This window comes from Shewanella sp. VB17 (assembly GCF_013248905.1).
Taxonomy (GTDB): domain Bacteria; phylum Pseudomonadota; class Gammaproteobacteria; order Enterobacterales; family Shewanellaceae; genus Shewanella.
Map to the genome: position 1 here is coordinate 4,161,582 of NZ_JABRVS010000001.1, position 23,435 is coordinate 4,185,016.

At 40.5% G+C, this 23,435-nt stretch carries 23 protein-coding genes; 6 read left to right on the forward strand and 17 right to left on the reverse strand.

All coding sequences use genetic code 11. The features are described from left to right. Nucleotides 1-155 precede the first annotated feature (155 nt). Together HQQ94_RS18010 and pomA are read right to left on the reverse strand one after the other, a co-directional pair. Nucleotides 156-1,130, reverse strand: a complete 975-nt coding sequence (locus HQQ94_RS18010) for a flagellar motor protein MotB (protein WP_173295714.1) — start codon at nt 1,128-1,130, stop codon at nt 156-158. Between the two features lie 4 nt (nt 1,131-1,134). Next, nucleotides 1,135-1,902 (reverse strand): flagellar motor protein PomA, encoded by a 768-nt coding sequence (pomA, locus tag HQQ94_RS18015; RefSeq protein ID WP_173295715.1) that lies wholly within the window; start codon nt 1,900-1,902, stop codon nt 1,135-1,137. Between the two features lie 407 nt (nt 1,903-2,309). Between pomA and xseB the strand changes: the two genes are divergently transcribed. Genes xseB through dxs form a run of 3 tightly spaced genes read left to right on the forward strand, consistent with a single transcriptional unit; the run spans nt 2,310 to nt 5,318 of the window. Next, complete coding sequence (gene xseB / locus HQQ94_RS18020) at nt 2,310-2,546, forward strand: exodeoxyribonuclease VII small subunit (protein ID WP_173295716.1); 237 nt, start codon at nt 2,310-2,312, stop codon at nt 2,544-2,546. 4 nt (nt 2,547-2,550) lie between these two features. Continuing rightward, on the forward strand, nt 2,551-3,432 hold the full coding sequence (gene ispA, locus HQQ94_RS18025; RefSeq protein WP_173295717.1) for a (2E,6E)-farnesyl diphosphate synthase: 882 nt from the start codon (nt 2,551-2,553) through the stop codon (nt 3,430-3,432). A gap of 20 nt (nt 3,433-3,452) precedes the next feature. Continuing rightward, nucleotides 3,453-5,318, forward strand: coding sequence for a 1-deoxy-D-xylulose-5-phosphate synthase (gene dxs / locus HQQ94_RS18030; RefSeq protein ID WP_173295718.1), 1,866 nt, complete (start codon nt 3,453-3,455; stop codon nt 5,316-5,318). A 145-nt stretch (nt 5,319-5,463) separates the two neighbouring features. Here the strand turns inward: dxs and grpE are convergent, their stop codons facing one another. Further along, complete coding sequence (gene grpE, locus HQQ94_RS18035; protein ID WP_173295719.1) at nt 5,464-6,102, reverse strand: nucleotide exchange factor GrpE; 639 nt, start codon at nt 6,100-6,102, stop codon at nt 5,464-5,466. Between the two features lie 148 nt (nt 6,103-6,250). Between grpE and nadK the strand changes: the two genes are divergently transcribed. Continuing rightward, nucleotides 6,251-7,129, forward strand: coding sequence for an NAD(+) kinase (nadK, locus tag HQQ94_RS18040; RefSeq protein ID WP_173296709.1), 879 nt, complete (start codon nt 6,251-6,253; stop codon nt 7,127-7,129). Nucleotides 7,130-7,234: 105 nt separating this feature from the next. Here the strand turns inward: nadK and HQQ94_RS18045 are convergent, their stop codons facing one another. From HQQ94_RS18045 to HQQ94_RS18060, 4 genes are all read right to left on the reverse strand, one after another. Continuing rightward, nucleotides 7,235-8,590, reverse strand: coding sequence for an MATE family efflux transporter (locus HQQ94_RS18045; protein WP_173295720.1), 1,356 nt, complete (start codon nt 8,588-8,590; stop codon nt 7,235-7,237). Nucleotides 8,591-8,626: 36 nt separating this feature from the next. Further along, nucleotides 8,627-9,676 carry a GTP-binding protein gene (locus HQQ94_RS18050; protein ID WP_173296710.1) on the reverse strand — a complete coding sequence of 350 codons (1,050 nt, stop codon included), beginning with the start codon at nt 9,674-9,676 and terminating at the stop codon, nt 8,627-8,629. 501 nt (nt 9,677-10,177) lie between these two features. After that, nucleotides 10,178-10,747 carry a MepB family protein gene (locus tag HQQ94_RS18055; protein ID WP_173295721.1) on the reverse strand — a complete coding sequence of 190 codons (570 nt, stop codon included), beginning with the start codon at nt 10,745-10,747 and terminating at the stop codon, nt 10,178-10,180. 372 nt (nt 10,748-11,119) lie between these two features. After that, a complete protein-coding gene (locus HQQ94_RS18060; protein ID WP_173295722.1) occupies nt 11,120-11,731 on the reverse strand; it encodes an MSMEG_1061 family FMN-dependent PPOX-type flavoprotein in 612 nt (203 codons plus the stop codon). 222 nt (nt 11,732-11,953) lie between these two features. On the opposite strand from HQQ94_RS18060, the gene HQQ94_RS18065 reads away from it, so the two are divergent. After that, complete coding sequence (locus HQQ94_RS18065; protein WP_173295723.1) at nt 11,954-12,283, forward strand: site-specific integrase; 330 nt, start codon at nt 11,954-11,956, stop codon at nt 12,281-12,283. A 249-nt stretch (nt 12,284-12,532) separates the two neighbouring features. On the opposite strand, the gene HQQ94_RS18070 is transcribed toward HQQ94_RS18065, so the two are convergent. The 8 genes from HQQ94_RS18070 to HQQ94_RS18105 form a co-directional block, all read right to left on the reverse strand. Then, a complete protein-coding gene (locus HQQ94_RS18070) occupies nt 12,533-13,510 on the reverse strand; it encodes a transposase (protein WP_173295724.1) in 978 nt (325 codons plus the stop codon). 120 nt (nt 13,511-13,630) lie between these two features. Continuing rightward, the gene (locus HQQ94_RS18075) at nt 13,631-13,786 is read right to left on the reverse strand and encodes a transposase (RefSeq protein ID WP_173295725.1); all 156 of its coding nucleotides are present in this window, start codon (nt 13,784-13,786) and stop codon (nt 13,631-13,633) included. 189 nt (nt 13,787-13,975) lie between these two features. Next, a complete protein-coding gene (locus tag HQQ94_RS18080) occupies nt 13,976-15,745 on the reverse strand; it encodes a hypothetical protein (RefSeq protein WP_173295726.1) in 1,770 nt (589 codons plus the stop codon). 9 nt (nt 15,746-15,754) lie between these two features. Further along, nucleotides 15,755-16,861 (reverse strand): dsDNA nuclease domain-containing protein, encoded by a 1,107-nt coding sequence (locus HQQ94_RS18085; RefSeq protein WP_173295727.1) that lies wholly within the window; start codon nt 16,859-16,861, stop codon nt 15,755-15,757. Then, complete coding sequence (locus HQQ94_RS22350; protein ID WP_217274066.1) at nt 16,854-17,024, reverse strand: hypothetical protein; 171 nt, start codon at nt 17,022-17,024, stop codon at nt 16,854-16,856. The genes HQQ94_RS18085 and HQQ94_RS22350 overlap by 8 nt, the downstream gene beginning before the upstream one ends. Nucleotides 17,025-17,725: 701 nt before the next feature. Then, nucleotides 17,726-19,087, reverse strand: coding sequence for a hypothetical protein (locus tag HQQ94_RS18095; protein ID WP_173295728.1), 1,362 nt, complete (start codon nt 19,085-19,087; stop codon nt 17,726-17,728). A gap of 21 nt (nt 19,088-19,108) precedes the next feature. Next, complete coding sequence (locus HQQ94_RS18100; protein WP_173295729.1) at nt 19,109-19,681, reverse strand: tRNA-(ms[2]io[6]A)-hydroxylase; 573 nt, start codon at nt 19,679-19,681, stop codon at nt 19,109-19,111. A 324-nt stretch (nt 19,682-20,005) separates the two neighbouring features. Next, a complete protein-coding gene (locus tag HQQ94_RS18105; RefSeq protein WP_173295730.1) occupies nt 20,006-20,518 on the reverse strand; it encodes an AAA family ATPase in 513 nt (170 codons plus the stop codon). 334 nt (nt 20,519-20,852) lie between these two features. On the opposite strand from HQQ94_RS18105, the gene HQQ94_RS18110 reads away from it, so the two are divergent. Next, nucleotides 20,853-21,074, forward strand: a complete 222-nt coding sequence (locus HQQ94_RS18110) for a hypothetical protein (protein WP_173295731.1) — start codon at nt 20,853-20,855, stop codon at nt 21,072-21,074. A gap of 330 nt (nt 21,075-21,404) precedes the next feature. Here HQQ94_RS18110 and HQQ94_RS18115 read toward each other — a convergent pair whose 3' ends face one another. Both HQQ94_RS18115 and HQQ94_RS18120 read right to left on the reverse strand, forming a co-directional pair. Continuing rightward, nucleotides 21,405-21,953, reverse strand: coding sequence for a porin family protein (locus HQQ94_RS18115; protein ID WP_173295732.1), 549 nt, complete (start codon nt 21,951-21,953; stop codon nt 21,405-21,407). Between the two features lie 236 nt (nt 21,954-22,189). Beyond that, nucleotides 22,190-23,269 (reverse strand): DUF2804 domain-containing protein, encoded by a 1,080-nt coding sequence (locus tag HQQ94_RS18120; protein ID WP_173295733.1) that lies wholly within the window; start codon nt 23,267-23,269, stop codon nt 22,190-22,192. Between the last annotated feature and the right edge of the window lie 166 nt (nt 23,270-23,435).

The following is a 23,435-nucleotide window of genomic DNA, read 5'->3' on the forward strand; positions in this document are numbered from 1 at the left end:
TTGGGCCTATTATACCAAAAGCATTAGAAAATTACTTATCTAGATATAACGCAATAAAAAATCTGGATTTATATGCCTTAACAGGACCTAAAACAAAAAATAAACCGCAATAATTTGACTGCTAGTCTTTAATCATTCACAGAAAAAAGTCGACATTAAGGCCCTACATTAATTTCATCCGACTCTTTTGCTTTTCCTTGCTCAATCGCAATTTCAACTCGTCTATTACGAGCACGGTGATTTTTTGTGTCATTCTCAATCAAGGGCGCTGCATTCGCCATACCAACCACTTTCATTCTCATCGGATCAAAACCTTTCACGCGAAGTAACTCATGCGCCACCGCCACAGCACGTTTACTGGAAAGATCCCAATTTGAGCTATATAGCTCATTGCTTATCTTCATATCATCGGTATGCCCAGAAACAGTCACAATACCAGGCACATCTTTAAGTAATTCACCAATGCGGCGAATAACAGGCTTAAATCTTGGTTGTAGGAAACCAGAACCCGATGAAAAAGCACCTTTTTCACGAATTCGGATAATGATCTGTTGACCTAAAGATTCTAACTCAATGGCGCCATCAACAATCTCAGTGTTAAGCTCTTGGGCCATTTTCTTCACTTCTTCGTTAATATTGTCCTGTGCTGCGGCCTCCGCCTCAGACTCTTCTTTAGACTTAGCTTCAGATTCCGAGTTTGATGCAGCTTGTGACTGGGCTTGTGACTGCTCTTGTGCATTGGATGCTGCTTCACCTCCGCGTTCTTGGCCCTGCTGTTGCTGTGTTCCGCCAGAACTGTCATCTTCCCCCGCTTGATATTCAATCACAGTTTCTGTAATTTCACTGGTTTGTTGAGTAATAATTTCTATTGGGGTGGGTTCTGGGCGACCAGGTCTAAACTCTAAAGCGATGACCGATGTCCCTTTGGGAATATCTTTAATTTCAACTTTATTTTGCACACCAAAAGCATACTTCATCGAACCTGCAATTTGTTTAAATTTTTGTACATCCATTTCAGAAAATGACAACAACAAAACAAAAAAACACATCAAAAGTGACATTAAATCAGCAAAAGTCGCTAACCAAAGTGGTGCGCCTGGTGGTGGACATTCACACTTTGCTTTAGCCATAAAATCACTCTTCCTCTGTAGTCTCTATTTGTCTTTGTTTCTCAGAGAGATAATTTTTCAAAAAACCTTCAATGACACGAGGATTCTGTCCGTCTTGGATCGCTAATACTGCATCCATGATCAAATTACGATTCATCATCTCTTCGCCCATTCGCAATCCTAATTTACCCGCAATAGGGATCGCCACCATATTCGCCACCATGGCACCATAGAGTGTTGTTAACAGTGCTATTGCCATCGCAGGACCAATCGATTTGGGATCATCCATGTTCGACAACATGCCAACCAGACCAACTAAAGTCCCTATCATTCCCATTGCAGGTGCAACATCTCCTATTGTTGAAAAGATACTAATACCTAATTTATGCCGATCTTCGGTTAATGCAATATCTTTTTCCAGTGCATCACGGACAACATCACCATCATGACCATCGACTAACATATCAACGGCTTTTTGCATAAAACTATTACTGATCTCAGCCTCTTCGAGGGCTAAAAAACCGCCTTTACGCGCTGCATCAGCCATCGCTACAGATTGCTCTATTAATTCCTCAGGCTTATCGATTTTAAATATGAATGCCTTAGCCGCAATCTTGATCGAGCCGAGAAATTGCTTCAGGTTATATTTCATCATCACCACAAAAAACGAGCCGCATATCACAATCAGCACTGATGCGGTGTCGATAAAGATACCGATCCCACCACTGGTTGCCATCGCACCAAGAATAAAACCAAACGAACCGATGATCCCTATCAGGGTTGCTAAATCCACAGCTGCTCCTTAAATTAAACTGATTTCAGCTAAAATAACCAAACCAATAAAAGTACATAGCATACCAATAAGATAAAAAATTCTTTACAAGCTTAACTTCATAACATGGATATAAATAAACCTAGTATAGGCAATAAATGTCACATAAGAAGATCATCACGCTTAGCACTTCATATCAAACCTATCGTCTATTTCTCAAGGTATTGAGTGCAAGAGTTGAGAGTTAATCACTCTTCAATACCGACTCTTAATTATCGGACAGGTTACACGCAAGTTTAGCTAAAAATTCAAAAAAATTATGAAAAAAGCACAATAAAACCAACTATAGAGTAAAAAGTAAGCGGCTGTATTTGACCGCAGACGCTGGCTGCGATACCGTGTCAGGCTAATTTAAAGGATATGTTATCGTGGCAAAAAAACCTGAAAGTCTCAATTTTGAAGAATCCCTTTGTGAACTCGAACGCATCGTTTCAGAACTTGAACAAGGCGACGTTTCCTTAGACGATGCATTAAAGCAATTCGAGCGCGGTATTAAACTGGTACGCAGCAGCCAAGGCAAGTTAGAGCAAGCTCAACAGAAAGTCGCTATATTAATGGCTGACAACGAAAATGCACCACTAACGCCATTTTTACCTGAGGGTTAAGCCTTTGTTATCTCAAACGTTTACTCAATACCAGCAGCGCGTTGATTCCCAATTAGCACACTTTATCGATGCTCAAACCGTCACTGACTCTCAACTAAAGGCAGCCATGAAACATGGTGCTTTGGGCGGTGGTAAGCGTATTCGTCCATTTTTAGTTTATGCGATTGGTGAGATGCTAAATGTGCCGGCAAAAAACCTCGATACATGTGCTGCAGCCATTGAATGCATACACGCCTATTCGCTTATCCATGACGACCTACCAGCGATGGACAATGATGCTCTACGTCGAGGACGGCCAACCGTTCATATCGCTTTTGATGAAGCCACTGCCATACTTGCTGGTGATGCGCTGCAAGCTTTAGCCTTCGATATCCTCAGTGAAACGATTGACGGCCTCACAGCAACCCAAAATCTTGCTATGGTTAAGGCATTAGCTAAAGCATCGGGTTATTCAGGAATGTGTGGCGGCCAAGCCATGGACCTTAATGCAACCAACACACAGGTTGATTTACCCACTCTGACTCAACTACATAAACTAAAGACAGGCGCTTTAATCCGTTGCGCTATTGAACTGCCGATGATCGCAGCTAATGTTTCACTTGTAGAACAAGCGCTATTGCTACAATTTGCCGATGCTATCGGCTTAGCCTTCCAGGTACAAGATGATGTGATTGATATTATCTCCAGTACCGAAGAGCTAGGAAAACCACAAGGCTCAGACAGTGAGTCAAACAAGAGTACCTACCCCAAATTACTTGGACTAGCAGGTGCACAAGCCACCGCCAAGAGTTTGATACAAGATGCTCTATCAGCGCTGACCAAATTACCATACAATAGTCAGCTAATTAGCGAATTCGCCCGTTTTATCATTGAGCGAAGAGTATAATCAAGAGACCTGTTATCTCGATGAATTTGGATATATCTCAATACCCTGTGCTCGCACAGGCTAACACTCCTGATGAGCTAAGACAGCTCCCTCAAGCCCTGTTACCACAACTAGCAGATGAACTTAGAGGTTTCCTTTTGAAGTCAGTGAGTAAATCCAGTGGCCATTTTGCCTCAGGACTTGGCACAGTGGAGCTCACTGTGGCGCTTCACTATGTCTATAATACCCCATTTGATCGCCTGCTCTGGGATGTCGGTCATCAAGCCTATCCGCATAAGATTTTAACGGGTCGGCGTGATCAAATGCACACCATACGACAAAAAGGAGGAATACACCCATTCCCTTGGCGTGAAGAGAGCGAATACGATACTTTTAGTGTTGGTCATTCAGGCACATCAATTAGTGCTGCACTGGCTATGGCGGTTGCGGCAGAAAAAGAGCAAGCTGGCCGTAAAGTCGTATCGGTTATCGGTGATGGTGCCATGACTGGCGGCATGGTATTTGAAGCCATGAACCATGCCGGCGATTTACATAAAGATATGTTAGTTGTACTTAACGACAATGAAATGTCTATCTCTGAAAATGTCGGTGCGTTAAATAATCATTTAGCCCAACTTATGTCAGGACGCTTGTATACAACCATTCGTGAAGGCAGTAAAAAAGTACTGCAAGGTATGCCTGCCATTAAAGAAATGGCAAAACGTACCGAAGAGCATTTAAAAGGCATGGTTGTACCTGCCACCATGTTTGAAGAACTAGGCTTCAATTATATCGGGCCTATCGATGGCCATGATGTCGATGCGCTAGTTGAAACGATGCGTAATATGCGTAATTTAACCGGCCCTCAGATTTTACACATCATGACTAAAAAAGGTCGTGGTTATGAGCCTGCCGAAAAAGATCCTATTGGCTGGCATGCCGTGCCAAAGTTCGATCCATCAACCTTTGAAAAACCGGTTTCGAAACCAAGTTACCCGACTTTTTCTCAAGTATTTGGTAAATGGCTTTGTGATGTTGCAGAAAAAGATAACAAGGTATTAGGGATCACCCCTGCGATGCGTGAAGGCTCTGGAATGGTTGAATTTTCTCAACGTTTTCCTGAGCAATACTTCGACACAGCAATAGCCGAACAACATGCAGTAACCTTAGCTGCAGGTTTTGCCTGCGAAGGGTTAAAGCCCGTGGTCGCTATCTACTCAACATTTCTTCAGCGTGGATACGATCAACTGATCCATGATGTCGCTTTACAAAAACTACCAGTACTGTTTGCCATTGACCGCGGGGGGATTGTTGGCGCTGATGGACCCACTCATCAAGGTGCTTTCGATCTCAGTTTTATGCGTACAATCCCGAATATGATCATTATGGCACCTTCTGATGAGAATGAATGCAGACAAATGCTTTATACCGGTTACTGTTATCGTGATGGTCCTACCGCAGTGCGCTACCCAAGAGGCAGCGCAACTGGGGAGCCTCAAGTCGAACAGATGACAGCACTGCCTATCGGTAAAGGACAGGTTAAACGTCAAGGCAAAAAGATCGCTATTCTCAATTTTGGCACTCTTCTAGCGAGCGTATTAACTGCGGCTGAATCACTGGATGCTACCGTAGCGGATATGCGCTTTGTTAAGCCTCTTGATGTTGAACTTGTCATCGCGTTAGCGCAATCTCACGACATATTGGTGACAGTTGAAGAAAATGCGATTATGGGAGGGGCGGGTTCCGGTGTACTCGAACTGCTGCAACAACTCAAATTACCCATGCCAGTATTACAGCTAGGACTCCCTGATGAATTTATTAAGCATGGCGACTCGAAAGAGATCATTACCGAGTTAATGCTCGATGGTGCAGGTATTCTAAAGCAAATAGAAGCCTATTTAGCTTAATAACCATCCATAAAAGATAAATATTTCAGACATAAATCCTATTCATAACTGTCAATGCAATGATGAATAGGCATAAATGTTCCAAACATAAAAATGCCAGTCAATTAATTTGACTGGCATTTTTATTCAGTGAGCAATAACGAGCTTAAGCTTGTGTATCGACACTCGCTGCACCAGCACTGCCTTGAGATACCATCACCATGGCTGGGCGCAGTAGGCGATCATTTAAAATATAGCCTTTTTGCATCACCAACATGACCGTATTCTCAGGAAAATCAGGGCTTGGTTGCATACCAATGGCTTGATGATGATCAGGATTAAACACGTCCCCTTGTGGGTTCACTTCTTTCAGTCCAAACTTATCAACTGTGGTAATAAAACTCTTAAGTGTTAATTCAACACCTTCATAGATAGCTTTAGTCGCCTCAGAGTCTGCATCAGTACCATGGAGTGCACGCTCCATGTTATCAATGACAGGTAAAAGCTCATTGGCAAATTTCTCTAGGGCAAACTTACGTGCTTTTTCAACATCTTGAGCTGCACGGCGGCGAATATTTGCCTCAGAAGCTGCAGCACGAGTGACAGAATCTTTCTGCTCCTCAACTTTAGCCAAAGCTTCAGCCAATGCCTGCTCTAATTCTTCAACGCGGAAGTTCGACTGAGTGAGTTCATCCATCAAATTCGTTTCATCATTCACAGTTTCACACTCATGTTCAGTTAAGATTTCACCTTCTATGGCTTCGTCTACTTGCTTGTTTTCCGCTTTACTTGGCTCGTTACTCATTCTAACTCCAGCTAAAAATACTTTTGTTCTGCATGCTCTGGGCATATACTCAAATGACTTGGTAATGCTGGATCCTGCATACCAAATTTGTTTACATATTAATATGGGGATCAAACGATTGGATTCAAGCCCTAGTACTAAGATTATTATGCCTAAAATGTTTAACACTATCGGCCTTATCGGCAAGCCTAATCACCATGGCACCAACCTCACGCTAAAACGCCTACATCAATGGTTAAGCATGAAAGGCTTTGATGTATTAATTGAGGAAAGAGTCGCTGCTGAAGTGGCCCCAAACAGTCAATCGGTCGACTTGCTCGAACTCGGTGATAAATGTGATTTAGCCATCGTCGTAGGGGGGGATGGTAATATGCTCGGTGCAGCACGTGTGCTTGCACGTTTCGATATTGGTGTTATCGGTGTTAACCGCGGTAATTTAGGATTTTTAACGGATCTCCCTCCTGACTCATTTGAAACTGAGTTAGGGGCAGTCCTCGAGGGTAAATTTGAGGTTGAACACCGATTTTTACTCGAAACAGAAGTTCATCGTCATGGCAATATAAAATCCAGTAATACAGCCGTAAATGAAGCCGTGCTGCACCCAGGTAAAATTGCCCATATGATTGAATTTGAAGTCTATATTGATAATGACTTCATGTACTCCCAACGAGCAGATGGCATGATAGTCTCAACACCTACAGGATCGACAGCTTATTCATTATCGGCGGGCGGTGCCATTTTAACCCCTAACCTTGAGGCGCTCATTTTGGTGCCTATGTTTCCACACACATTATCAAGCCGCCCAATCGTTGTCGATGCTGCCAGTATTATCAAATTAGTGGTGTCGCCAGATAACGGTGACAACCTAGAGGTAAGCTGTGACGGCCATGTGATGTTACCAGTACTACCAGGTGATGAGATCATTATCAAACGTAGCCATGAGCGCTTGAAGCTCATTCACCCTAAAGGTCACAATTACTTTCATGTATTAAGAAACAAATTAGGCTGGGGCAGTAAATTGTTCTAACGTATCGATACCCAAACTACCTCAAAATACTCATTTAAGCATTTGCGTACCCTAGTTTGCCAAAGGCCTCATTTCATCCATGAGGCTTTTTCATTTTCATCGTACTTAAATCTTGATGCCTACATCTTTCGAAACACGCTTTAATGCAAAAAACATCCAGATCACTAATATACAGCTGCCGCTTGCTAACGAAATCCACACCCCTGTCACCCCAAAAAGCCATGCAAAAAGATAAAGAATAAAAGCAATAAGGATCAGTTTAGCGGTCGTTAATATCGACGCTTCTTTAGCGTAATTTATCGCTTGAAAAAAACTTGCGCCAACTAACAGTAATCCTTCCATCGGCAAGCCCCAAAAATAGAGCCTCATCCCTTCTATCGCATAAGGTGTTAACAGGGGATTATCACCAGCAAAGATATACACCATCCATTGAGGCTTGGTGTAAATAAACAATAACCCAATCATCGCCGTCACTAAGCTTATTCCAAAAGCAATGCTCAATGTCTTAAACACACGGTCATATCGCCCAGCTCCTGCGTTAAAACTGAATATAGGCTGAGTACCAAAAGCGATCCCCTCAAAAATAAGATAGAAAAAAGCCTCGGTGTAACCCACAACACCATATGCTGCGACATGGATAGGTGATCCAACCCATAAAAATGCAATATTGTGTAAAGTGAGTACGATAGAAAGATAAAGATTCATTAAAAAACTAGGTAACCCCGTTTTAAGGATATTAAAACAATGGTCTAATTCTAATGTCATTTGCTCAAGATTAATTTTAAGACGCGTGTTACCTGAGAAAAAATGTTGTAAACAAAGCCCACCAGTTACCGCTTGAGAGAGCATGGTCGCAATAGCGGCGCCAACCAGCCCATAAGGAAAAACCACAATAAACAACCAATCTAGCACCGCATTAAGGCAACCACCGAATATCAGTATCCCAGTGACAAAGCCCGGGCGCCCATCATTTCTCAGTAACGCTGTAAAAGCCATTGAAATAATAGGGAAATGACCAAGTGCAAAGTACCAAAACAGGTAATCCTCAGCACTGTTTAATACCGCACCTTCTGCGCCCAGTAATTGTAAAATATCTCTAGCATAGTAACTTCCAAAAATGGCAAATAAGGTACCGGAGATCACACATAAACTAAACGTATTACCTAATATTTTCCGCGCTTTGGACACCTCCCCCAAGCCTAAATTAATTGAAACCAGTGCAGCGCCTCCCATCCCCAACCATGCCCCAACCGCATAGAGCAGAGCACCGACGGGATACGCCAACATCATGCCACCTAACCCTGTTTCTCCCAAATAATGACCAACAAACATGCCATCAATCGTGACGTAAATACCCGTCACTAACATAGAAAGTATGGTCGGTACCGTATAGCGCCATATTAATTTATGGAGAGGATCATTGACCAACGCCAGATCATGATTCGATATATCAGTGCTCATGCAGATTAACCCTACAATAAGGTTTTACATAACACATCAAAAAGACAGCCGTGTAGACATGTTTAAAATTTGTACTTCAACATCATTGACAGCAACTGGAAATACACTAATGATTTCAAGCCTCGAATCCATCGCATCATCTAGCTCTATAACGGTTATCTCGCCCTCGATGACATTTAACCCTGCTATTCCCTCATCGGTAATAAGCACCGCTTTCAGGCGAGTCACATCTAATGATTTAATCAACTTAATAACCTCGTCAAATTTAAATTCATAACTGAGATCAAACACCCAACCGCAAGAATAAAAACCTTCTCCATTGTTTTGTTTAACTAACACCCCACGCTCATCAAACTCAGCATCAACTGACGCAGGCTCAACATCAAATACACTGTCAGAGCGACGAGCCATGAGGCGTTCTTTTGCTAAAGGTTTTCCGCTTGAAATCTGTCCTGTTCTATCGAGTAAATCCAAGAGATCTTCAGGTAATTCCATCGTCGACTGCATGCTGATCAAACAACAATATTTGCTGTCTGCATTTTCAAAAGAAAAGGTATTCTCTACATAAGTGGTTAACGCTGAATACTCTTGGTCTGAATACAAATCAGATTTAGTCGCGACAATAATATCAGCCACTTCAAGTTGCTGATTAAAAATATCATGAGTTCGATAACGTTCATCGGATATTTTTCTCGCATCAACCAAACAGACTGTCGACTTAAGCGCTATGACATGTTGATAATGAGGCTGACTTAACAGCTTAATCACCTCTTTGGGGTGCCCGAGTCCTGTAGGCTCAATCAATAGTCGGTCCGGTTTAGCCTTGGCGATGAGCTGATTGACAGCCACTTGCATAGGCACACTCGCCGCACAGCACAAACACCCCCCTGCCACCTCACGAATTTCGATGCCTTCTGTGCTACCGGATAACAAAGCACCATCAATGCCCACTTCACCAAATTCATTGACTAAGACAGCCCATGTTTCATTATGGGATTTCTGGGCTAACCACTGTTTAATAAAAGTGGTTTTGCCCACGCCAAGAAAGCCTGTTATCACATTGGTAGGAATAGGTTTTAGTATCATCATTGGCCTCAAACAGCATAAACAGACCCAACAGTGTAAAGCGACCAATGTTCGCTTAGCAACCGATAACCTCTCTTTTTAGCTTTGTAATCGTCGAATCAACAACAGTAAGGCCAAGACTCGTTTCTTCTATTTTAATTCTTGGTTGCTAGCACGGTTTTGGACAAAAATTGGTTAACTTGTCGGATAACAAGTTTCAAATATCTTTTAGCTTGGGTTCATTGGGCTGGTTTTGTGTTGGGTTTGGTTAGCTTACTGATAACCAAAGCCGAATTGGTGCTTATTGCTTGCAGCAGACTGATGTGCAGATACTTCTGCGGCACACTGTGAATATATCCCTATACGCTCTGCGATTTTGGACAGAAACGAGCTAGAACTGAGGCTTGAAGTCGTCTGTTTCAGATAAGTTCAGTTTGGGTAAGTAGCGGCGTCGTCTTCGTTGTTCGAGAGCATTGGCAGGACACGAACATTGTCTCGCCATCAAAATAGCAACAGGTTGTCTCATGTAAATGATCCTTTAACCCATTGCAACACATATTCATTTTGTTTGTCTAATGAAAAAAAATGTGCTGTCTGCCATTTTTGCGTACTAATGGCTTGTTTTACTGTAGGTTTAATCCACGGAGCGTAAACACGGATAGCTCGCTTCCCTTCTCTAAGACCATCAGTAAATACGCGCCTCTTAACTAACGTCTCTTTATCAAAGATGAAAAACCCCTGATTCTGAGCGTCATGTACAGCAACAATAACGAAATCAATATCATCGCTATTTTCAAAAGGTGCTATTTCAGCACCAGTATACTCTCGCTTCCAAATAGTGACGAATTGCCCTACTTTCTTCGGTGTAGTTTTGGCTTGTCGAAATAAACACTTTTTCTCACCAAACTCAAAGCTAAGAGCATAATATTCTTTACTTTCTTTATCACTCAAGACGTTTTTTACAACTTCACGTTGATCAATCAATGGCAGTACTTTCTGTGCAAAGTAATCAAATGATCTCGGTGCTGCATCTATCACTCGGTCATCGAACCAAGCAATAAATTCATCTGATATTAAATCCGCAGTTTCCATTTTTTCTCCTTTTTGTTATATGATTCGTAGCAAAACAGACCCAGATTGAGCTGGCAATGACTTTCATAACTCATTTTGGGTATCGATCCCTAAAGAAAGCAGGATTGTATTCACTAAGAGATGGATGGATCTCAGTTATTCTCGTAGCAAAAAAGCTCACCAAAAAGTTTAGATTAGGATATTTTATTGTTGAGAGTAAATGAACCGCCCTCGGCTCTGGCATCCAGCTTCACCCTACCTACTAAGTCTGACTTCCAAGGAAGAAATGTCTTATTTTGTATGGAACAAAATAGACCATTTAGTCGTGTGCGGAGCCGCATGCAGGGTGGTGTTGGGGCTGGAGGCTAGACACCTCCGGCTCCCCGATTAGTTTTATAGATCAGTAACATAGCGTTCTTTAACACCAGCGTCTAAAGTCTCTGCAAAATTGGAATTTTCTCCAATATTATCGGCAATTTCCTGACCAAATGATATTTTAATTTTATCGTTCCAAGTGCTCGGTTGCCAAGTTTTACTTCTAAGGAAAGCCTTGCCACAATGAAAATATGCTTTGGTAACTTTAACCTCCATAACTAACAATGCGTTATGAGATTTTGATGCTAAAGACTCACATATTTCATCTCCCTTTAAGAGCCGACAAGTACCATGAACTCTTAAAGATTCAACAGTGCCGGGCACTAAAAATATTAAAGCGACTTTATTTTGTTGCACAATATTTTCTAAAGAGAATGCTAATTTGTTACCACGTAACTCAGGAATTAATAAAGTATTATTATCTGAAACTCTGACAAATCCAGCTTCGTCGCCTTTTGGAGATATTGTAGGGAAACCATCGCTATCAACTGTAGATAGCATCATGATTGGAGACGATGAAATGAAATTAATCATTCTGTCATTTAAAAAAGAGTAAATTTTCTTGCTAGCAACAGGATTTGGTTCACCAACCACTTCTCTTACGTCTTCAATATTATTTAACACTTCCATAGTTACGAAACTCTCCGTGATAAAACTAACGCCCTAATAATAGGCAAAAAATTGTTGGCTAAAATGTTGAGGAACGAAAACAGCCAACTGTTTTTTGTCCTTATTAATTAGCTTGTTGAACGAAGCCGCTGTGCGGCAGAAGAGATAAAAATCACCTTTACCCTCCCATCATAAATACTTTATTGAGGCGACCGATCTTGGTCGTACCTCAGGAGTATTGTCATGAATACATTTGAACAACAACGCTTTGATTCTCTTTATGAGCAACATCTTACCAACTTAACCCTGCAAGGCAAGCGACCTGCTACCATTGATGCTTATTCGCGCGCTATTAGGCGAATTGCTGCCTATTTTGACCGTTGCCCTGATAATCTTACCACCGATGACTTGAAGCGCTACTTTGCTCAACTGATCGCATCACATTCATGGAGCACGGTTAAGCTCGACCGGAACGGCTTGCAGTTTTTCTATCGTCATGTACTTAATCAAAACTGGGAGTGGCTCAATATTGTTAAGCCGCCACGAGTCCGAAGAAAATTCATAGCCGAATAAAATTCATAGCCAGCCATTATTAATCAATAACATATCGACATCCCCGCGAGCCTTCAACGTTCTGCAAATATCAACTCATGAGAGGTAGGAATGTTAAGCTCATATAACCGAGTGCTCTTAACAAAATGAGGCTTTTTGTCATAAAAAATTGATTTTCAGGCAAGAAATATCTGCTCTGTTGATAAACTGAGGAAGATTCTATTGGAGGTATATTAGAGCTCTGTTGCACTTATTATGTAAATCCAGCGTCTAGCCTACTTTCAGATACTCGCAACTCGTGAAAAAATGCCGTCGTCTTTTATTTAAGTGTTCACAGTAGCGACTTAGCTCTTGCAATGTCCCTACTGGTCCATGAAATAGATGCCCAAACTCTGTGGTGATTTTGAGCCAATTGTCAGCAGGAATGTTTAGCCTCGTTAATATCTTATCTGCATTGGCCGAGATTGCTCCGCGTTTATCATCTCGAATAATACGGCCTGTTTCATCAATTAATTCAAGATAGTCTTTCAGCGCGAAGTTTATGCCTTTGGGTTGATTCAGCCGTTCATCCCCAATAAAAGGCAGTAACCTGGTAGGTTGTTTTCCATTGATTGCCGCGTTGACTCGCAATTGAAGGCTGGTGTAGTCTGAATTCTCGGGCGTATTGGCCATCTTAGCGCGAATAGGATTAAGCTCGACATAAGCCATACAGGCCAGCACTGCCGCTTCATCCAAAAGAGCTTGAGATTTAAACCGCCCTTCCCAGAAATGACCTGTGCAATTATCTTCAAAGTTGGCTTGTCTGGCAATCGGCTCATTAAGGCATCGCATAAACCAGCTAATATCACTCAGCCGTGAGCGGTAAGTCGCAATAAGATGTTTTAATTTAGCCACTTGGCGCTCATCAATCACTTCACCTCGAGCAAATTTTTGTGTGAGTGCTGTGCCGTTAAAGCATTGATGCCATTGTTCAACCACTTCCCTATCTGACCAGACATTGGCTTTATCTAAATCGATATATAACACAATATGCAAATGATTACTCATCACCGCATAGGCAGCCACATCAATTGCAAATACTTCAGATAATTTAAGCATTTGCGCCTCAACCCAACCGCGTCGATGGTCATAGTTTTTACCTGTGTACTTATCGTCACCACAGAGATATGCGCGGCGCACGACACGGCTACAACAATGGTAGTAAGGTGTATCTTCGATGCTTATCAGCGTTCTTCTAGGACGAGGCATAACTCACTCCAATCACATCACCATGATTAAATTTTAGTCACAGCGACAGGAAGTGCAATTAACGATGGCTGCAATTAACGATGGCTGTCTTATGGATTCTTATGGATTCTTATCGCTGTCTTATGGATTCTTATCAACCCAACCGCGTCGATGGTCATAGTTTTTACCTGTGTACTTATCGTCACCACAGAGATATGCGCGGCGCACGACACGGCTACAACAATGGTAGTAAGGTGTATCTTCGATACTTATCAATGTTCTTCTAGGCTGGGGCATAACTCACTCCAATCACATCACCATGATTAAATTTTAGTCACAGCGACAGGAAGTGCAATTAACAATGGCTGTCTATGGATTTTGTTGGACAGAAGCGGGTTAGAGTATTAAGTCTAACTCACCTTTTTTGGATTAAAGAAAGTACCTTAGTTTATTCGAACCCCCTAAATAGCTACGACCCCTTTATCACTAACTAACCATCTCAAGTGTATCTTCAAGAACTTCTCGCTCAAAATCAGACAACTCAGTAAAGAAGCTACGCTCTTCTCCACCGTTTCCAATATAAATCACATTTGCTTTATTAGAAAAGTAAGTCGTATTAACCTCGTTAACTTTTACTGCTTCAAATGGCTTTTCTTTATTTTTATCTCTGCTTTCTCGAGATTGATTCGGCTCTTTTTTATGTTCTGATATCGAAATAAATGTTTGAGTGTCACTAGGGAGATTACTACCTATAAAATTTAATATCAGATCTAAGTTCGTTTGGTCAATATCTTCCTTCAAGACAGCGTCCAAAAGGAAAGGCAAACGGTGAATATTATCTGTCTCCGCAATTATCGAATTTAACGCAAAATGGTAAGCCATCACGGTCTTGTGCAATTCAACACCCTGAAAAGGAAAGGAATTAATTCTATACAATTCCTTATACCTATTTTCTCTCAGTGGTTTTAGCCCTAACTTAACTAGATAAGATTCAAATTTTTTTGTAAAATCTCTCTCCTTAGATCTTCTCTCAGATAGTGTGTCCTCTTCTGTTTTCATGGCAGCTAGTTCGCCTTTGGCTTTAGTTAGCTTAGTTCGTAGATCTCTCACTTCTGATTGAATATTGGAATACAGCTTTACATCAGTCTTATTATCTATCCACTGGTCGAAAGTTACACCTTCGAATTTTCGAGCCAGCAACTCGCCATATATTGTAGCTATCTCAGTTTCAAGCTTTTCTATTCTTTTAACTGAGCCATTCAAATCCGACTGTTTCTTTTTTAATTTATCATTAATTGTAGATGCTAAATTTTCGGTATCATTTACTTTTTGATAATGGCTATACAGACCTTCCAAAGAGTAAGGCAGTACCTGGGTGCAAGACGGGCATCTATCCACACCATTAAAACTCTGATTTTTTATATTGTTTTTAGTACGTCTAAGAATGCTTTTATGGTTCTGTAACAAGGAGATTTCATTATTAACTTTAGTATGGCGAAGACGCTCATCACCAAGACTCCGGACACAGCTCTCATATCCCATTAAATAGTTTTCAGCATCTTCTCCAAACTTTTCGTCAACGAGGTTGGCAAACTTAAAATCTGCCTTTTGGCTATATCGCTTTAAATTTGAAATGTCGGTAGCTAATATTTCTTTTTCTTTTGTTAACTTTCTGTGCTCAACTCGATCAAAATCGTTTGTGATACCCAAATAGTAATCCAGGTAATCGTCATTGAAACCTTTGTAGTAATTCAGGTTAGAGAAGGACTCTCTGACATATACCCAACCAACTGATTGAGAAACATAGTAAGGCAAGAACATGCACTCTAAAGGAGCTTGTTTAAGCTCACCAGATTGTTCCAACATCAAGTTAAAACCAAATGAATCACTAAGGTATCTTTTTAATTTTACATGCTCAGCACTAACATCAGAATCAATACCATAAAAGATTGTGGTTCTACCACTTGGCTCTTTTATATAAATAGTCTCCGTTTCTCTTATGATCGTATAGGGTTCTTCAACGTCTCCCCAACACTTTGTAAAATTCAACCTAAACGTTGGATTATAAGAAAGGATTTCATGTAACCCTTCTTTTACATCATTGACACCAAACACATAGATCAAACTCTGTATTAGAGTACTTTTACCTGACGTATTCCGGCCGCTAATCAAATTGGCGCCAGGTCCAAAACTCTCATAAAATGACGTTTTTTTGTTTTCCGTAAAAACGAAAAGACTTTCAAAATTAATTTTCATAATAATAACCTAGCAGTGAAACTCTACGAAAGAACACAAAATAGCCAACAGTATGTCTACGTCACTTAGATTCGTGTGGTGAGATGACCTTATGCCTTTCAAGTAATCGTTAAACATTTCATCGAATTTATCGCAGTGGCTGTAATCATTTGTCTTAACATAATCTTTGATTACCTGATATGTATAGTTGTTCATATCCTTCAGCAATTCGAAAGTGATGGCTATATACTCTTCAGGCTTTAAGCGCACCTTAATAGGGAAGCTAATCTTTCCAACAAAATTTGGTGAGTGATCTCGCCAGAAATCGTAAGTTTCCTGTTTGGTATCAAGGATAGTCATCGTTTTTCTGATTTCTTCCCCTTCAACTCTCTTAGAAGCATCCATCAACTTAACAACATTTCCTTGGTTATAAGCAGTTTCAACACCTCTAAATAACTCGAGCAATACATCAATAGCTGCTTTAGGATCTACAATATGAGGAAAATTGGTTTTCATTAAACCTAATAACCCTTCTTTTTGCTTTTTGGCTGTTTTCTGAAAATCTATCCATTGAAAATGGACATCTCCTAAGCCTTCACCATAATTTTCAACATCGTACTCATCACAAAAGCACTGTATATAATTACATGCTTTTTCTTTTATATCTATAGGTAAATGCTCAAAGCAAACGAATGAGTTTGTCTCGTTTATAACGACCTTTTCCTTTTTCTTACCAGCTTTCCTATCATCTTTATTGGGGTTATAGAAAAAATCCAGTTCGGTATTGGATATAAAAATTGTCTCATGTGAATAGTGCTCACACTTAGGAATGGAATCATTTTTTAGGTCTGTTCCAACTTCCAGTATTTTCGCAAGAATTTCCCCAAAATTGCCATCAATTTTCCACAATGAGCCTGTTTTTTTCTTAGCCTGATAAGCCTTGATATTTCTAATACGTTGGCTATCACTTGTTCTAAAGCAAAACAAGAAATCGTCATGGTGCTCAATGCAAAGAAAATAATCTTGGTCTTTAAAAGTCGCATACTCTTCCAATAGCAAATACAACGCACAGTTTCTTTGAAACTCAAAACCACTGAGCGCAACTACACCGCTATTTGCAGCCTTCTTCTTAGTCAATTTGATAATACTCCGGAGTAGTTGCGTTGACGTTAGAAACTAGGCTAGCCCAGGGAGCATAAGCTTTTCTCTGCTCATCTAAGTATTCATAGTTATGGCTCTGTACACCTGTGTGTATTTTATGCCCTAACATGGTTTTCGCCACATGAAATAGAACGTCCATTGATTCCTATATGTTTCGCGCTGTTCGGCGCATGTAGTGATTGCTAGTTCTTGGGAAGCCTGCTGGCTGCTTCTATACCTAAACGCTACTGGCGCATTTTCAGACATCGGCCTGTATTCACCCTTGCTAATTGGAAGCGATAATTTATCCAGCCACCCATCATAAAAAAGGGCTATTTAACAACATGTCAATTCTGACGCTATAAAAGTTAAATTAGCAGTAGGTCACTGTTTATTATTGACATAAAATATCAATACGCCGATGTTTATGCAACTAGAAGTAAGTGGACATATATGGACGCTCCCGGTTAGTCAAGGTAATACTCATGTAACCAAGGTATTGCTTACCTTGGTTTCTCTGCTAACTATTGCCTCTCGTCACGTGTTTATTGACTGACTCTTTTCGCTTTATAACAAAATCATAGCCAGCCATTGTTTAACAAAATCATAGCCAGCCATTGTTAATAAATAACATACCTATATTCTAGCGAGCGCTCTATAAACAAGAAGAGATGGCAAGAAGAGATGGGACAGGCATAACTTTATCTTGCTTGAAATTACGAGGTAGATACCGCCGATTAACAATAGCTGGTTATGGTTTATGTTACTAAAATACACATTCAGGGCTGAATTCTGCATCTTGAGGTAATTTAGCGATTAACGTTATTGTAGGATCATCAAGGATAACATCTGTTTGTAAGATCACTCAAAATGATGCAATGGATGCTGATGCCATTGCTCGTAGCTGAGTGATGGAAAAACATGATTTCTCAACCAATGAACTGCCTTCAACGTCTTTAATCCGTCAAACCAAATCAACCAGTGATGCTCAGCTTGAGCGGTCTTTTTCATTTGGCCGCTATGGCAAATAAATTCATCCAATTTTATGGTTTCTAGCCAATGATCAAGGCAAGAAGGTGATAAAGCAGCTTTTAGATACTGAGCACTACTAGCATCCATCGTCATTAACTCAGCTTGTAACTCTGTTATCAATGAAGAGAGCATTGGCATGAGTGATGATTTACAGAGTAAGTCGGACGTCCCCCAAGAATGTTGCTTAATCCATACCTTCACCGCATACAGCAAGGCCTTTAATGCATAAAAGCACAGCGGATGATACATCGGCCATGTTTTATCTGCATTGTCTGACTGTAACATCTTATCAACCGCAGGCCCTGTGCCAAAAGGCACTCTATCTGATACTCTCGATAAAATAGGTAACACATACTCATTTTGTATGAAAATAGGTCCAACCTTTCTCAGTTTATTGAGTAAATAAAAATCTTCTCCGGCAGCGCGTTTAGGAAACCCACGGACTTGTGCATAATAATTAAGCTCAATGGCAAAGGCGCTACCAATAGTATGAAAGGCATATTCAGACTGAGTAAAACCCAAGCCATCGACATAGTAACGCAATGATTTTTCGTATCTTTGTGTGGCTTCAAATATGGTTGAATAACGCACATCGTTATTTGTGTCTCGGATATGTTCAAATTCAAACACTTGAGCAGAGTGATCATCTGGGCAAGCGTTCACCGTTTGCAAGTAGTCACCATTTGGTCTGGCATCGGCATCCGTGCTACCTACCCAAGAAGATGATAAAAATTCATCAAGATAAAGTTGACAAGCGATATCAACACCAATCTTTCGTGCCAGCCCAACCCCTTGTTTGTGAGGAATACGGTGCTGTGAAAACCTGTCCACCGACAACACTGTGAATCTAGGTGACAGTTGATGAAGGCCAATATTGTCTACCTTTGTCAGCATCGGCTTACCACTCAGGAAGGTGAGTAACGATTGATTATCTTCATGAGGTGAAATAGCGCTATCAGGCTGATTAATGACGACAATCAAGCAAATTGATTGGTCTTCTCTTAAATTTTCAGCTAATGCCATATAGTGATGAATAAATGCCAATGACTCCTTATACGCGGGGACCACCGCACAATAATCAACGCGTTGAGGTGACACCAATGCCAGAGCCTGTTTGACTGACTGTACTTCTGGCTCACCATAACGCGTCACATAGTGTTGCAGTCTTTGTCTCTGTGAGGGTAATATCATCCTATTACAGCCTAATATTCATTAATGCAGCGCAGAACGAATGGGCAAAGACGCGCAAATAGTGGCTTCGATATCCAGTAATTCATCAACACGTTGATCAATCGCAGCTGATTCAAAGTACAAGGCTGCCAGCTCCAAAAACAGTTCATAATGGCGACTTTCTGATTCTGAAAGAGACAGATAAAATGATTTCATTTTACCGTCAGGCAAGGCTTTGGCTATCAAGGCAAACCGCTCTGCTCCACGCGCTTCGATAATGGCCCCAATAATCAGTCGGTCAAGAAAATATGCCTCACCACCTTTGCGCATTGCACCACGAAAGGCATTAACGTATTCATCTTTACTGTCAGAGTTAAGTTGTCTCCCTCTCTCATGAATAAGTTTTATGACTTCACGATAGTGGCATAATTCTTCAATGGATAAATCGATCATTTTTTCTACTAACGTGGTTTTGTCTGGATAATGGGATATCATCGAGATAGCCATACCGGATGCTTTTTTCTCTGCCGCCGCATGGTCAAATAAAAAAGTATCGAAATCATCCAATACCGCCTCAACCCATTCTGGCGGAGTCGCATAACGTAAAAAGCTCATAAAACAATGATTTCCTATGTGATTAGATTAACCCGAAATGACAGTAGTGTATCTTTTGTCATAACGTTTGACTATCGTAATCTACCTGCCAGGAATTCGGAGAATTAACTCTCCTTTCGTTATTGAAAAAGACTTTAGCTGATTTAAATTAGGCAAAAGAATGCTAAAAATTGCGGAGAGTGTTATTAGCACCATTAGGGATGCTTCTGACAAGATTACATAATTTTTAAACCACACTGAACACATCACCGCGACTACAAAAATTAGCACCACGATCAGCGGCGTTAATACCTTTTTCAATACCCTCTCCTTATTTCTGACCACTTATTTCTGCGTAGAAACATAATGCCTCAGTAATTGGATAAGCTCATTTTTACTTTGCTCTGGCGTTTTCCCTGCAGTATCTAAGATGATATGTTGCGATAGCCATTTTTGATACTCCCTTGAGGTTACGTTTTCCCAGCTTGGAAGTAAAAGGTTATGAATATCAGTGCTCCGAGTTTCGACGCGTTGTCGATGTTCTTGTTTATCTGAGCAGGTGACTTCGATTTCTGTGAATGAAGATTGAGCTTGTCTAGCCACATTAATCCAAGCATCCCTTGATTCTTTGACTGGGTTGGTCGAATCTGCTACGACAGACATGCCGTTCTTGAGGTTATCTAAAGCAAGTGAAAAAGCTATTTGATAACCTTCATCGTAGAGATCTATCACACCTTGATCTCTTAATTCTTGCTCAATAGTGTCGATGCGTATATAGACTGCATTCAAAGTTGCAGCTAGATATTTTGACACCTCAGTTTTTCCTGTTGCGGGTAGACCGCCTAATATATACAGCATCGACATTTCCAGAGCTCACCTTGAGACGTAACGCCGCGATAAGCGGAAAATTACTGTTGAGTAAAATACGCTACCAAATTTTAAGGTCAAATGGAAAATTAACATCAACGAGGACTGTGCAATAAAACTCAGCCGCTAACGGCCGAGTCTTTTCATCTGTGATTATTAATTCTAATCAATGATATGGCTGCAGTGAGTTATAAATGAGGAACTGTCTGCAGGAGGGTTAGCAATATACTCTTTAGAGACCCTTACACTGCCTATTTTTCTGGTAGAAAAAACGACAGACTTAAACACATTGTAAGTATAACTATACGAATGGAGACCATCTTCGATGCCTCTCTTTTCTATGCTTCCAACCCAAGAACGGGCTGTCGACACTTGTGCTAAGTCACTTGCACATTCTGATAAAACAAGTACATCCTTACTAGCAGACTCTATAACCATAGGTTCACTATCAGCCAATGTCGTCGTAGAAATCATTAAAGAAGCCAAAATCAGTAACGTTTTTTTCATTTTTATATCTACTCAATATTATTTAGAATCAGCACCTTAATCAATTAAAAACACAAAAACAATCATCAGTAATAATATCAAACATAAGGATGAGTTTATCGGCCTCTAGCTCAACGGATCTCTCTTCTTGAACCAGATTTAAGGCTAAATTTATAATCCGCGTACACATTGAGCACACCTTATTTTATGAAAATTTACTATGCCATTTAGGTAAATCGTTACCACTATGATATTCAATTGACTGAGTTTTGTGGCTATAACGTGTATATGCACTATATATTTTGAAAAGATAAAAATGTAATTCTGCGACTTCAAGCTCACAAAACACCATGGATATGACACCAACAGTGTTTTTAGCTAAAATACTCAATTAAAAACGATAACTTATGCCTAAATTATAACTTTGAACTTCCAGTTCTTGCATCGGAATATATTGATATTCTGCATTTATCCCTACACCTGATTTAAATCGGTATTCCCAACCAAGAGCACCATAAAAACCATTATCTTTGGTCTCTATATTTTTTTTATCCATCACGTAACTAACTTCATGGTAGGATGCTCCCACTTTGGCATAAAAACTATTACTTTGTGACAATGGATATTGGCCATAAACCACACCACGTATACCTTGGTAACTCAAATCTTTGACATCAAAAATACTATCGGTAAACGCACTGATAACCCCACCAGTACCAGAAATAAATCCGGCCTCTACGCCAAAGTAATGGTTGAGCATATAGCGATAATATAAATCTGTACTTACGCTATCACCGGCATTGACACTGACACTATTAGTATTTTTCGATTCAAAATCCTGAGTTCCATAGCCTAAACTTCCACCGACTATATGAGCTGACTCACCAGCACTCACTCCGGTACTCATTAAGCACGTAGCAACTAACAGCACTTTCTTCATAATAATATCGTTTCCTGTATACTTTATTTGTATAAAACCTCACTTCAACGCGAGGTTACACCTGTTAAATTTATGATAAAGTAACACAAACAAACACAAAAAAACCAACACTAAAGAACTAGCGATAAGACTTGTGACGTAGCACTTAAAAACTAAAGCGCCAGCAACACACAATCGTAGAAGAAGTGGTACTAGCGATATAAGATAATGTTGAAAGCTGAGTTGTGGACAAAAAATTACCAAAGTGCAAAGTGATCTTCTGCTAAACCCAGTACATTATCAATAATATGTTTAACACCTGAGTTATCTATGATGTAACCTGAATAATGGCCGATGTATTGCCTGAAATTGGTTTTTAATAACAGTAGATTCAGTTTCTCTTGGCGACAATTCAATGATTTAAAAGCCAGTTCAACCTGACCGTTATGTGAATATATTCGCCAAATTTGCCTTTTTTTATTCCCGCTTACCGCTTTATTTTCTTTCTGCCCAAGGCTAATCCTAGCAAAATCAAAATGTACGGCACCTAGCAAGTGTCTCTCACCGTGGATCCAGAACACGTTTTCATTGCAACCCGTTTCATTGACGCCAGCAGCTAAATTTACCCCTATCACACCGTCATCGGTATGCGCGTTAATACAGGCCCAGCGCCAACTGGTTTCTCGGCGCATGTAGCCTGCTGAAAAGTCATAACTTGCTAAAGCCATATTTAATGGCTGAGGTTCATCATTGATGGTTAATTGGCCTCGAGGCTTTAGTCCGTTATGTTTTTGAGTATAAGTCCAGCCGCTATACCCTGTAGGGTTACACATCGCCATCGGTAAACTTAACACTGGAGGAGATAAGGTTAACTCAGCTTTGATGTGTAAAGTGTCAATAGACAAGGACCAAACACCTTTAGATAGATGAAAAGCCATCATGCCCTTCTGTCCTGCAATTTCAGCTATCCCCTCCATCGGAGAAGGAGTCAGCTTATAGCCTAAACCTAAGGGCTTAAGCCAGCGGGTTTCAGTTATCCTATTTTTATTAATATCATAAAGATAACAAAATGCGCTTGCTGCATAACGAATATCAGCAAGCGACACGCCGATAATATAATGCGGAGTCACCACACTCACAAATTGAAATTGTTTATAATGAAAGTAGCGACTCAAAGTAGAGGCTGGCTTATCCATCTCATCATAATAAGCAAACATCTCAAGTCCAAGTGAAGTCACTGGACCATCAAAATAACCGAAGCTCGGCATCCCCCTTTCAGATATCAGGCTTTTAGGCGCTGTTCTCGTCTCTATTCTCATAAGATCACATTCATTCATACCCAGTCCCTTTTTCGACTAAATTAAGGCAAACTTAACTCAACCTTACGCCAACAAAGCCTGACATCTCGTTCACACGTAGAAAAACAGTTCGATGGCAGCATGTGGCATCCAAGGCAATTTCTGGTATGCTGAACTCATCAAATAACGCAAGCCTACATTAAGA

Excerpts from the sequence above, each read along its gene's own strand:
- HQQ94_RS18010 (WP_173295714.1), bottom strand. The coding sequence starts at position 1,130 with ATGGCTAAAGCAAAGTGTGAATGTCCACCACCAGGCGCACCACTTTGG.
- dxs (WP_173295718.1), top strand. The coding sequence starts at position 3,453 with ATGAATTTGGATATATCTCAATACCCTGTGCTCGCACAGGCTAACACT.
- grpE (WP_173295719.1), bottom strand. The coding sequence starts at position 6,102 with ATGAGTAACGAGCCAAGTAAAGCGGAAAACAAGCAAGTAGACGAAGCC.
- nadK (WP_173296709.1), top strand. The coding sequence starts at position 6,251 with ATGCCTAAAATGTTTAACACTATCGGCCTTATCGGCAAGCCTAATCAC.
- HQQ94_RS18045 (WP_173295720.1), bottom strand. The coding sequence starts at position 8,590 with ATGAGCACTGATATATCGAATCATGATCTGGCGTTGGTCAATGATCCT.
- HQQ94_RS18050 (WP_173296710.1), bottom strand. The coding sequence starts at position 9,676 with ATGATACTAAAACCTATTCCTACCAATGTGATAACAGGCTTTCTTGGC.
- HQQ94_RS18055 (WP_173295721.1), bottom strand. The coding sequence starts at position 10,747 with ATGGAAACTGCGGATTTAATATCAGATGAATTTATTGCTTGGTTCGAT.
- HQQ94_RS18060 (WP_173295722.1), bottom strand. The coding sequence starts at position 11,731 with ATGGAAGTGTTAAATAATATTGAAGACGTAAGAGAAGTGGTTGGTGAA.
- HQQ94_RS18065 (WP_173295723.1), top strand. The coding sequence starts at position 11,954 with ATGAATACATTTGAACAACAACGCTTTGATTCTCTTTATGAGCAACAT.
- HQQ94_RS18070 (WP_173295724.1), bottom strand. The coding sequence starts at position 13,510 with ATGCCTCGTCCTAGAAGAACGCTGATAAGCATCGAAGATACACCTTAC.
- HQQ94_RS18075 (WP_173295725.1), bottom strand. The coding sequence starts at position 13,786 with ATGCCCCAGCCTAGAAGAACATTGATAAGTATCGAAGATACACCTTAC.
- HQQ94_RS18080 (WP_173295726.1), bottom strand. The coding sequence starts at position 15,745 with ATGAAAATTAATTTTGAAAGTCTTTTCGTTTTTACGGAAAACAAAAAA.
- HQQ94_RS22350 (WP_217274066.1), bottom strand. The coding sequence starts at position 17,024 with ATGGACGTTCTATTTCATGTGGCGAAAACCATGTTAGGGCATAAAATA.
- HQQ94_RS18095 (WP_173295728.1), bottom strand. The coding sequence starts at position 19,087 with ATGATATTACCCTCACAGAGACAAAGACTGCAACACTATGTGACGCGT.
- HQQ94_RS18100 (WP_173295729.1), bottom strand. The coding sequence starts at position 19,681 with ATGAGCTTTTTACGTTATGCGACTCCGCCAGAATGGGTTGAGGCGGTA.
- HQQ94_RS18105 (WP_173295730.1), bottom strand. The coding sequence starts at position 20,518 with ATGCTGTATATATTAGGCGGTCTACCCGCAACAGGAAAAACTGAGGTG.
- HQQ94_RS18110 (WP_173295731.1), top strand. The coding sequence starts at position 20,853 with ATGCCTCTCTTTTCTATGCTTCCAACCCAAGAACGGGCTGTCGACACT.
- HQQ94_RS18115 (WP_173295732.1), bottom strand. The coding sequence starts at position 21,953 with ATGAAGAAAGTGCTGTTAGTTGCTACGTGCTTAATGAGTACCGGAGTG.
- HQQ94_RS18120 (WP_173295733.1), bottom strand. The coding sequence starts at position 23,269 with ATGAATGAATGTGATCTTATGAGAATAGAGACGAGAACAGCGCCTAAA.